The sequence below is a fragment of the Frankia sp. AgKG'84/4 genome, from assembly GCF_023242965.2.
Classification (GTDB): Bacteria; Actinomycetota; Actinomycetes; order Frankiales; family Frankiaceae; genus Frankia.
Map to the genome: position 1 here is coordinate 1 of NZ_JALKFU020000129.1, position 11,005 is coordinate 11,005.

The 11,005-nt window shown below is 72.8% G+C and carries 5 protein-coding genes and 1 pseudogene; 3 read left to right on the forward strand and 3 right to left on the reverse strand.

Annotated elements, in window-relative coordinates; genetic code table 11:
- The coding region (locus tag MXD58_RS10910; protein ID WP_250609279.1) for an NsdA family TPR-like regulatory protein at positions 1–1,049 on the reverse strand (1,049 nt) is incomplete at its 3' end.
- A 1,549-nt stretch (positions 1,050–2,598) separates the two neighbouring features.
- Between MXD58_RS10910 and MXD58_RS10915 the strand changes: the two genes are divergently transcribed.
- Entirely contained in the window at positions 2,599–5,055 is a 2,457-nt protein-coding gene (locus tag MXD58_RS10915; protein ID WP_248836753.1) for a putative bifunctional diguanylate cyclase/phosphodiesterase, read from the forward strand.
- Between the two features lie 57 nt (positions 5,056–5,112).
- Positions 5,113–5,955: a leucyl/phenylalanyl-tRNA--protein transferase gene (aat, locus tag MXD58_RS10920; protein WP_248836754.1), complete on the forward strand. Its 843-nt coding sequence runs from the start codon at positions 5,113–5,115 to the stop codon at positions 5,953–5,955.
- A 36-nt stretch (positions 5,956–5,991) separates the two neighbouring features.
- Here the strand turns inward: aat and MXD58_RS10925 are convergent, their stop codons facing one another.
- Positions 5,992–7,260, reverse strand: coding sequence for an aminotransferase class I/II-fold pyridoxal phosphate-dependent enzyme (locus MXD58_RS10925; protein ID WP_248836755.1), 1,269 nt, complete (start codon positions 7,258–7,260; stop codon positions 5,992–5,994).
- A 691-nt stretch (positions 7,261–7,951) separates the two neighbouring features.
- Between MXD58_RS10925 and MXD58_RS10930 the strand changes: the two genes are divergently transcribed.
- Positions 7,952–8,689 (forward strand): class I SAM-dependent methyltransferase, encoded by a 738-nt coding sequence (locus tag MXD58_RS10930; RefSeq protein WP_248836849.1) that lies wholly within the window; start codon positions 7,952–7,954, stop codon positions 8,687–8,689.
- A gap of 20 nt (positions 8,690–8,709) precedes the next feature.
- On the opposite strand, the pseudogene MXD58_RS10935 reads toward MXD58_RS10930, so the two are convergent.
- Positions 8,710–10,818: pseudogene (locus MXD58_RS10935) on the reverse strand (ATP-dependent helicase); the annotation flags it as partial.
- Between the last annotated feature and the right edge of the window lie 187 nt (positions 10,819–11,005).

Sequence of the window (11,005 nt, forward strand, 5' to 3'; positions counted from 1 at the left end):
GTCACCGACCGTGCGAGGCGAGCTGTCAGAGCTGGATCACCCGCCGCAGCGCTCGGCGCGGGCCGGCGGCGGGGGCCGGGGTCGGTGGGCGCCCGGCCCGCGTCGGGCACGGCCGCGCGCAGCGTCCGGTACACCTCGGCGAACTCCCGGGCCGCAGGCACCGAGCGGTAGCCGGCAAGCCGGCTGGCCAGCGTCCGCAGGCGTTCGGCGGTCCGGGCGGAGTTCACCCGGACGTCGAGGCGCACGGCGTGAGTGGCCGCCGCGCAGGCCGCCTCCACCTCACCGCGTAGCAGGTGGACCTCGGCGAGCCAGGTCTCATAGAGGGAGATCTCCCGGGCCCGCAGCGGGTCGTAACCGGTCAGACCGCGACGCAGTCGCTGCTCGGCGCGATCCGGGCGAGACAGCTCCGTCCAGCACCGGCCGGCCATCACGTCGATCTCCCGGCTGTCCAGCCAGTAGACCCAGTCGGGGTCGGCGTCCGGATCGGTGCGGTCGAACACCCGCTCGACGCTGGCCAGCGCCCGCTCGCAGGCCCGCCGGTCGCCGGATCGGGCATAGGCCCAGGCGAGCCGGTCCGCGAGCATCGCCTGCGTGGTAGCCGACGCCGCCGCGCCCGCGCCGGCACAGGCCGTCTGGGCGAGTAGCACGGCCTGCCGGACATCGCCGTTGCTCGCCAGCTGGTAGGCACGCGTGGAGATCAGGTTCGCGGCCAGGGCGGCATCACCGCCCGCGTGGGCCGCCCGAATCCCGCCGGTGAGGAAGCGGCCCGCGGCCGCGTCCCGCCCAGCGTCCGCGGCGACCCAGCCGGCGAGCTGACAGAGCTGGGCCAGCGCGGACAGCAACCGGCGGCCAACCGCCGCGTCATAGCTCGCCTCACGCACCATGGTCGCCGTGGCGAACAGCTCCCGCTCGACAAGGCCGACGAGGTCGTGCCCGCCGATGTGGTCGTCCAGGCGGCGGAACTGGCTGACCCGGCCCTGCACCCTTTCGGCCAGCGCGGCGCCGACATGCCGGCCGGCGACCAGCTCGGCGATCTGAGGCGGCTCCATCAGGAGCCACTCATGAGCAAGACGCGCGGCGTCCCAGGCATCCGGCTCGCCGTCGGGCGGCCGGGCCTGGCCGGGAACGCGGGCCCGCGTGGGCCACGGCGGCGCGGGCCCGGGGCCCACGTGCGTCACACGGGCGCGCCGCTCCGCGCCGATCAGATGGGCGGCGAGCGCCTCGCTGCTGCGCCGGGTCCACGCGGCGGCACCGGGCCGAAGGTTCTGGAAGGAAAGGGCGAATCCCCCGGGGAGAGCCGACGGCGGGCTTTCAGCGTCCGCGGTTGCGGATGGTCCCGGCGGATGGTCCGCCCGACCGTCAGAGTCCGGCCGGGGCGGGGACCCGCCGGTGCGGCCGATGTCGGACAACTCACCTGGCAGCGGCGGGCGAAAACCGAGCTCCGGTTCGGTGACCCCGAACAGCCGACAGTAGAAACGCCGGTAGGCAACGCCGGGAAACACCTTACCGAGTTCGTGTCGACGGACCATTTCCGCGGTCGCCGACGGCGGCCGGAATCCATCTTCGCGCGGCAGTCCACGCAGCCGGTCGGCGAGACCATCCTGGGTCAGGCCGTGCGCTTCACGAAAACGCCTGAGTGTGCTCGGCGACCAGCCTGGATGCTTGTCGGCAGACACGTCGACCCCGTTCTCTCGACCCATCCCCCTCCAGCACATTCAGGATAGTCACCGGGATCGGTCCGTCGGGCTGAACCAGCGGAATCGGCATCGGCCTCCCAGAATGTCCGTTTCCCGACCGGCGCACGGCTGTCCGGGCATCCGGCCACCGATCTGTCCTGGCCGACCGGCTCGCCACCCGTCGAACTCGCTCCAGCGCCCCGCTGGATGAGCCCTGCGCAACGCCCGCGAGGCTCCCTGGGCGCGGCGAGGGTCCCCACCCCGACGTCCCCATCGAGGCGCCGCACCGGTGCCGACTCCCAGCCCGCACGTTCCGCACACGCACGCCTGTCAACCACGCCCACAGCCGCGAGAACTTCCTCACGGCGAGCTCGCTCCACCACGCGGAAAGGATTCGTACACTTCGTCAACGAGTCCGGGAAAACCTCACCCGGGCGCCAGAAACGCGAGCGGGAACGCACTCGACCAAGTAGAGAGAAGCGCGACGGCCGCATCACCGGGCGGCCCGAGAAATCCCGTAAAAGCATTGCCAACCACCCTCACGCGCACCGTCCGGCTCTGATCGGGCTGCCGGGAGGAACGCGCTGCCCTCGCGCGGCACCGCCGCCGCCGGAGACCGGCCCGTGGGCGAGCCGACACCGCGGCCGCGGCGAAAGCATTCCGTATACGGAGGGTGGGCTCGGGAAGCCTCGCGCCCCGCTCAGGGGCCCGAGCGGCCCACATTGATCACGCCAGCTCCCGGTGGACTTACCACCCGCAAGATCGCTAGACCAGCATGTACGACAATGCGGGACATGGCCTGTTCGGTTGTCGACCCCTCGACTGGTCGCGGCCAGGTCGGCGGCACCCACTGGGCGTACGGGGGATCACCGGATTGACCACCTCACCACCACCGCCCCGGCGGTTCCGGCTAGTCCGGATCATGCAGCTACTGCTGATCCTGGCCACGCTCGTGCTGGCCGTGACCTCGTTCGTGGACATACCGGGTTTCAGCTCCAGGGCCAGTGCGATGAGATTCGGCATCGCGGTCCTGTCCGGTCTGATCTGCGTCACCCGGGCGGCTCTGGTCCGCGGGGAACGCCTGCCCTGGGCCCTGCTCGGAGCCGGACTGGTCTGCTACGGCTGCGGGACGATCTACCATGCCGCCGCCGTCGGCGACAGCGGCGTCGCGCCGTCGCTGTCGGACGTAGCCTGGCTACTGTTCTACCCGGCCTGCTACCTCGCCGTGATCCTGCTGCTGCGCCGGCGGCTGGTCCGGCTGCACCACAGCGTGTGGCTCGACGCGTTCGTCGGGGTCCTCGGGGTGGCGGCGCTGACCAGCGCGATCGGGGTGGCGATCGCGCGGGCGAACCCGGAGTACAGCGCGTGGACGATGGCGGTGAACGTCACCTACCCGCTCGCCGACCTCCTGCTGATCCTGTTGGTGGCGACCGTGTTCGGCCTGCTCGGCTGGCGGCCGGGCCGGATGTGGTGGCTGCTGGGCGCGGGGCTGGCCGGGTTCGCGACCGCCGACTCGCTGCTCGTGGTGTTCGTCACGACCGGCTGGACGCTCGCCAGCGGCGTGCTGCCCACCCTGTGGCTGTTCTCGGCCCTGATGCCATCGTTGGCGGCCTGGCTGCGCCCGCGCTGGCAGCCGGCGGCGACGATGTCCGGCTGGGGCGTGATCGCCGTACCGCTGGTGTTCACGGCGGTCTCGCTGGGGCTGCTCGTGCTGGGCGCCACGACCGAACTCCCGCCACTCACGGTGGGGCTCGCGGCGAGCACCGTCCTGGCCGCGCTGGCCCGCGCGGCGCTGACGTTCATCGAGGTTCAGCAGCTCGCGGACAGCCGGGTGCTGGCCAACACCGATGATCTCACCGGGCTCGCCAACCGCCGCGGCTTCCTGGAACGCCTGGCCCGCGTCGGACAGGGCGTCGGCCGGCCGGGGACGTTCGCCCTGCTGCTGCTCGACCTCGACCGGTTCAAGGTGATCAACGATTCGCTCGGGCACCAGGCGGGCGACGCCCTGCTGACCCAGGTCGGCTCACGCATCGCCGACGCCCTGCGCCCGGGCGACCTGCATGCCCGCCTCGGCGGCGACGAGTTCGCCGTGCTGCTGGAGAACGCCGACGCCGACGCCGCCCACCGCGTCGCCCACCGGGTACTGGCCGTGCTGTCGGAACCGTTCGAGGTAGCCGGGGTGACCCTGCACGTCGACGCCAGCATCGGGGCCGCGGTGTTCCCCGACCATGCGCCCGACACCCAGACGCTGCTGCGCCGCGCCGACATCGCGATGTACGCCGCGAAGACGCACCGCACCGGCGTGGAGATCTACCGGCCCGGCTCCGACACGGACAGCCTCGCCCGCCTGGACATGATCGAATCGCTGCGGTCCGCGCTGGGCACCGGGCAGATCGAGGTCCATTACCAGATCAAGGTTGATCTGGTCACCGGCCGGGCGAATGCCGTCGAGGCGCTCGCCCGGTGGCGCCACCCGACCCGCGGGCTGCTCGGACCCGGCGAGTTCCTGCCCCTGGCCGAGCAGGCCGGCTTCATCCGGCTGCTGACGATCGAGGTGCTGCAGAGCGCCCTCGAACAGTGCCGGCGATGGCACGCCGCCGGCCTGGCGGTCACCGTCGCGGTGAACCTGTCCGCCTCGGACCTGCTGGACCGAAGCCTGCCCGCCCAGGTCAGCGGAATCCTCGCCGGGTTCGGTCTGAGCCCGACCGCCCTCGAACTGGAAATCACCGAGACGACCCTGATGCTCGACCAGGTGGTCTCGGCGACGGTGCTCGGCGAGTTGCGGGCACTCGGCATCGGCATCGCCGTCGACGACTACGGCACCGGCTACTCATCGCTGACCAGGCTGCTCGAACTTCCGGTCAACGTCCTGAAGCTCGACAAGTCCTTCATTCAACAGATGGCGAACGACCCCCGGGCAGAGGCCATCGTCAGGTCCTCGGTGAGCCTCGCGCACGCCCTGGACCTGCGCATCGTTGTCGAGGGCGTGGAAACCGCGGCGGCGGTCCAGATGCTGCGTGACGTCGGCTGCGATCTCGCCCAGGGCTTCTACCTCGGCGAGCCCGCCCCATCCGAGACCGTTACCGGCCAACTCCGGCGGAGTTTCCTGCCAGCTGGCACGCTCGACAGGAGCGACCCCGGCGGCGAACCCGGCGACGGGGTGAGCCACGACGGGGTGAACCGGGACGGGGTGAACCACGACGGGGTGAACCGGGACGGGGTGAACCACGACGGGGTGAACCACGACGGGGTGAAGCTCGGCGGCGTGGGCCGCGACGGCGCGGATGATGACCTCGTGGACGCCGACGGCGGACCGGGCGCCGGCCGGATCGAACGAGCCGGGGCGGGCGCGCCCGGACTGAGGAGGGTGGCGTGCTGAGGAGGGTGGCGTGCTGAGGACGGCGCAGGCCCGGGCCCGATTGGCGGTGGGCGGCTCGTGGCACTGACCGCGGCGCCGCGCCCGGTAGGACCCACCGTGTGGGATGGCGTCTCGCTGCTGCGCGGCCCAGGGCGCGCGCCGGTCGCGGTCGGCGGCCGGTTGGACCCGCCGACCCTGGTCGGCGCGTATCGGGTGGGTGCCTTCCCCTGGCCGAGCGGCGAGGACTCCGATGGCAGCGACCCCGACGGCGACGAGGCCGAGGCTGAGGTGGTCGGGTTCCGTGAGCTGTTACGGGCGGCCGTGGACGCCCGGCGGATCCGGCACCTGTCACCGAGCGGCACCGGTGGCTACGACCTGCCCTGGTGGAGCCCGGACCCGCGCGCGGTGATCCCGGCCGGGCGGGTCCGGGTGAACCGGTCCCTGCGCAAGCGGATGCGCTCCTGCGGGTGGACGACGACGGTGGACGCGTCGTTCGTCGAGGTGGTCCGCGGCTGCCAGCGCGACGGCACCTCCGGTTGGATCACCGACGAACTGATCGAGGGCTACACCGAGCTGCACGCCCTCGGCTGGGCGCACAGCGTCGAGGTCTGGGACGAGCGGGACGAGCTCGTCGGCGGCGTGTACGGGGTGGGGGTGGGCGGCGTCTTCGCCGGCGAGTCGATGTTCCACGCGCGCACGGACGCCTCCAAGATCGCCCTGGCCGACTTCGACGCCCGGTTCACCGCCGCCGGCGGCGCGGTGCTCGACGTGCAGATGATGACCGAGCATCTCGCCTCCCTCGGCGCCCGCGAGGTGCCCCGCCGCGACTACCTCGCGGTGCTGACCCGGGTCCGCGACGCCGATGTCCGCCTCGACCGTGACCGGCAGCCCGTCAGCCGGCTCGCGCCACCCGCCGGCTGACGGCCGCGGCCCGCGCGCTCCCCCGCGCGCAGGGGCTCAGCTCACCGGATCCCGGCCGGTCGGATGCCGGCCGGTCGGCGGTGGGATGGTCGGCGGTGGGACGGTCGGCGCTGGAACGGTCGGCGGTGGGACGGTCGGCGGTGGGACGGTCGGCGGTGGCTGGGCGGGCGCCATCAGCGGGAAGCGGGCCGCGGCGGCCTCGAGAACCGAGAGCAGCTCGTCGATCTCCTGCGCGGTATTGGCGGCCGTGACCTGGATGCGCACCCCGACCTGGTCGCGGGGGACGACCGGGAAGGGCACCACCGACGCGAACACCCCGCGGTCGAACAGGAAACGGCCGAGTTCGTCGGCCCGGCCGGTGTCCGTCAACGGGATCTCGATGATCGGGAAGCCGCTCGTGTTGAGCGTGCCGACGCCGAGGCGGCGCAGGCCGTCGAGGACGGTGGCCGTCAGCCCGTGCAGCCGGGCCCGCAGCTCGTCGCCGCGCCGTTCGTTGATCTGCAGGCCGACCAGCGCGGTGGCCAGCGACGCGACCGGCGAGGGCCCGGAGAAGATGTACGGCCCCGCCGCGGTCTTCAGATAGTCCTTCACCTCCGTCGGGCAGGCAACGAAGGCGAGCAGGGACGAGTACGCCTTCGAGAACCCGCCGACGAGGATCAGGTTGTCGTAGGTCTCGCCGAGATGGCGCACGATGCCGTTGCCGCGGTCGCCGTACGGGCTGGACTCGTCGGGGTGGCGTTCGCCGACGATACCGAAGCCGTGCGCGTCGTCGACGTAGAGCAGCGCGTCGTGGGCGCGGGCGACGGCGAGCAGCTCGGCCAGTGGCGGGCCGTTGCCCGTCATGCTGTGGATCCCATCGACGCAGATCAGCCTGGGGAACGGCGCGACCCGCAGGCGCTGCTCGAGCCGGTCGAGCCGGTCGACGGTGAAGCGCCGCACGGTTGCGCCGCGCGCGGCGGTCATCGCAGCGCCGTCGTGGGCGGTGCGGTGGGCGTGGGTCTCGACGAACAACGCGCCCCGGCCGACCAGCGCGGGCAGCACGGAGAGCTGGATGTGGGTGATGGTCGGCAGCAGCAGCGCGTCCTCGGCGCCGAGGAGGCGGGCGAGGGTCCGCTCGATGGTGCCGTAGGGTTCCGGGCTGGCGATGAGCCGGGACCAGCTGGGATGAGTACCCCACCGGTCCAGGTAGTCGGGGACGGCGGCAATGATCTCGCGGTCGAGATCGAGACCGAGATAGTTGCAGGAGGCAAAATCGGTGAGCCAATGGCTGCCGATGCGTACGCGACGGCCATTGATCTCGTCCACCGTCGCGTCGTAAAAGGGCGCGCCGCGGCGCATTCGGTCGAGCTCCGTCAGTATCCCCAGCGGCTGGTCCAGGATGGGGCGCCAGGCCGGCGAGAATAGGTTGGCCGGCAGGGGCCCGGGCCTTCCCAGGCTTTCAACGGTCCGTGTCATACCCGCCGCCGGGCCGGCCGGAGCGCACGATGCGCGGCTGGTGTGCCTCTGTGGAGGCAGTCACCCGGCAGGGGCGTCGCAGCTCGTCTGCTGTGTCTAGATTGCCAGGTTTGTCGGAGATGCGGGCACGCGACTACCATCACCAATCCTTTGGATCATCGGAAACGACGTCACCGAGCCAGGGAGCGAGGAAGCGCAAACAGAACCGAGAAAATCCTGCGCAAGAGGAGGATAAACCGCGCGAGACGTCGGATTCGGAAAATCGGCCACAATAGGGCCAACCTGGCCGAGTGGTACCTCCGCCCACTGTCCAGGGGATGTCCGCGGAGTTACTCCGCAGCCGGCATACCGCCAGCGGCCAATGATCCGTGGGCGGCGTCCCCGCCAGCCGGCCGGGCGAGCCTGACCAGCGGGGGGTGTTATCGTGCCCGCCATGTCTGACACGGCGGCATGGGCGGCAACCTCCGCCGAGCCCACGGAGGAGCCCACGAACCCCGCGGCACGCGAACCAGCGGGCCCGACGGGCGAGGAGACGGAGGCGGTGCGCACCCTGCCCTACTCCGGCTGGGGCCTGACCCGCTCGAAGACCCTGTTCCTCGCGCACCGCAAGGAGCCCGTCGACCCGGCGGGGTTCTATTCGCTGATCGCCGCGGACTCGGTCCGCCAGCTCCAGCGGTACACCCCCCTGGCCGACCAGCTCGTGCTGGACGTCGGCGGCGGGCCGGGCTACTTCCGCTCGGCCTTCCTCGATGCCGGCGCCCGGTACCTGTGGGTCGAGCCGGACGTCTCCGAGATGGAGGCCGCCAGCATCGACGTGCCGGGACGGGTCCGGGGCAGCGCGCTCGACCTGCCGTTCCAGACCGGCAGCATCGACCTGTGCTACACGTCCAACGTGCTCGAGCACGTCCCCGACCCGTGGCGGATGTGCTCCGAGCTGGTCCGGGTCACCCGCCCCGGCGGGCTGATCTTCCTCAGCTACACCAACTGGCTCTCGCCCTGGGGCGGCCACGAGACCGCTCCCTGGCACTACCTCGGCGGCGACCGGGCGGCGGCCCGCTTCGAGCGGCGCAAGGGCAGGGCCCCGAAGAACATCTACGGCCGGACGCTGTTCCCCGTGTCCGTGGCCGACACCCTGTCCTGGGCGCGGCGCCGCGGCGACGTGGAGATCGTCGACGCGATGCCCCGCTACCTGCCGGACTGGGCCAAGGTGATCCTTAAGGTGCCCGGCGCCCGCGAGATCATCACCTGGAACCTCGCGATGGTGCTGCGCAAGCGCTGATCCCCGGGCCGCCGGAGGTCTCAGACGAGACGCAGCTGCTGGCCGACGACCGGCTGGCGGACCCGCCGACGGGGGCCCGGCAGGCCCCCATCACCCGTCGTCACCAACCCCGCGCCGATGTCGGCGAGGAAGGGTGACGGCCTGGACTCGCCGTCCCCGCCGGCCCCGCGCCGACGGGCCGCCGAGGACAGGACCAGCCGATCGCGGGCCCGGGTGATGCCGACGAAGAACAGCCGCCGCTCCTCGGCCACCGCCTCGGCCTCGGCCCGCACCTGCCCCGGTTCGGCCCGGCCAGCCGGGCCGAACCGCATCGGCAGCAGCCCGTCCTCGCAGCCGACCAGGAAGACCAGAGCGAACTCCAGGCCCTTGCTCGCGTGCAGGGTGAGCAGCGAGACCCGGTCGGCGCGCGGGTCGAACCCGTCGACCTCGCTGGCCATCGTCACCGCCGTGAGGAACGCGTCGAGGTCCGTGCCGGCCGACGCCGCCGCGGGCGCCAGCAGCTCCATCGCGAGCCGCAGCTCGGCCTCCGAGGGAACCCGCCCACCCGGGAAGCCCCCGAAGCCCGCCGGCGGGGTCGCCCCCAGCTCGGTGCCCAGGGCGTCCGCCAGCTCGTGCGCCCGTCCGGCCGCGTCCCGCAACAGCGCCGACACCGGCCGCCCGGCAGCACCGGCACCGGCACCGGCACCGGCACCGGCACCGAGCATGGCGAGTAGGCCGGCGACGGCCGGAGCGTCCGCGAGCGGCAGGTGGGACCGCCGTTGGAACGGAAACCCGCGCTTCGCCAGCGCCTCCATGATCGGCTCCGCCTGCCGGGTCGTCCGGTAGAGCACGGCGATGTCGGCGAATGACATCCCGGCGTCCACGGATCCATCGACGCCCGAGTCCAGGGCGTGGAACGAGGTTCCGCCGAGGGCGGCGTCGATGCTGTCGACGACGGCGATCGCCTCCTCGGCGTCACTGCGGTGCCGGCGCAGCAGCACCGGTCCGTCGCCGGTGGCGCCCCGCACGGCGCTCAGTGCCCGGCCGGGAACGAGGCTGGCCGACGCGATCACGTCGAGTGCGACGCGGACGATCGTGGGCGTCGAGCGGTAGCCACGGGTCAACGCGACGGTGCGGGCCCCCGGGTAGTCCTCGTGGAAGCGCAGGAAGAACCCGACGTCCGCGCCGCGGAAACTGTAGATCGCCTGATCCGGGTCGCCGATGACGCTCAGGTTCGACTCCGGCGTGCACAGCAGCGCCAGCAGCCGGTACTGCAGCTCGTCGGTGTCCTGGTACTCGTCGACCCACACGTGCGGCCAGCGGCGGCGGTAGTGCTCGGCGAGCTCGGGCGCGTCGCGCAGCAGCGTCAGCGGCAGCACGACGAGGTCGTCGAGGTCGACCATGTCCCGTTCGCGCAGCTCGGCGTCGTAGCGGGCGAGCACGCCGACGAGGTCGTGGTCGCGGCGCGCCGCGCCGAGCGCGCGCAGCCGCTTGAGCTCGGAGACCCCGGCCGTCACCTTCCGGCGCTGCTGGGCGTCGCCCACGCCGTGCAGGGCGGCATCGAGCAGCTCGGCCCGGACGGCCTCGTCGGCGACCCGCACCCGGGCGCCGCGGGCGAGGCGCTCGTGCTGCTCCCGGATGATCGTCAGCCCGAGGCCGTGGAACGTCGTCGCGAGCACGTCCCGGGCCCGCTCGCCGAGCATCGCGTCGAGCCGTTCGGTGAGCTCGCCGGCGGCCCGGCGGGTGAAGGTCAACGCCAGGCAGTGCGCGGCGGGCACGCCGAGATCGGCGACCCGGTGGGCGATCGCGTGCACCAGCGTGCGGGTCTTGCCGGTGCCGGGACCGGCGAGCACCAGCAGCGGGCCGCCCGGATGCGCGGCGGCGAGCCGCTGGTCCGGGTCGAGCCCATCGAGTTGCGATGGCCGCGTCCGCTCGCCCGTCAGGGACAGCAGGCCCTCCGCGGACGAGGCCTGGGCCGTGACCGCGTCCGCCGGCCCGCCCCCGGTGCCGGCACCGGCCTCGTCCTCGTTTCGGGCCCCGGTCGGGTCCACGGCTCCGTTCCGGTTCGAGGGCGCAGCGGCGGCCGCTGTCAGTCGCGTCGCGACGGCGGCCAGCGCCTCCTCCAGGGACGGGCCGGCGGGCGCGGTGTCCGGTGCATGGCGAGCGGTTGCGGGGGGTGGGTTGTCGGGGGGTGGGGTGGGGGGCGTGGCGGGGGGGGTGGGGGGAGGAGCGGTACGCGGGCGTGGGGGGTGTGGGGGTGAGGGCCGGGGCCCCCCCCCCCCCGAGGCCCGGTGATGTCGTCCAGGGGTAACGCGGTGGAACTGCGCAGCTCCAAAC

Bases quoted from the DNA above. Each gene is read 5' to 3' on its own strand.
- MXD58_RS10915 (WP_248836753.1), top strand. From the start codon at position 2,599: ATGCAGCTACTGCTGATCCTGGCCACGCTCGTGCTGGCCGTGACCTCG.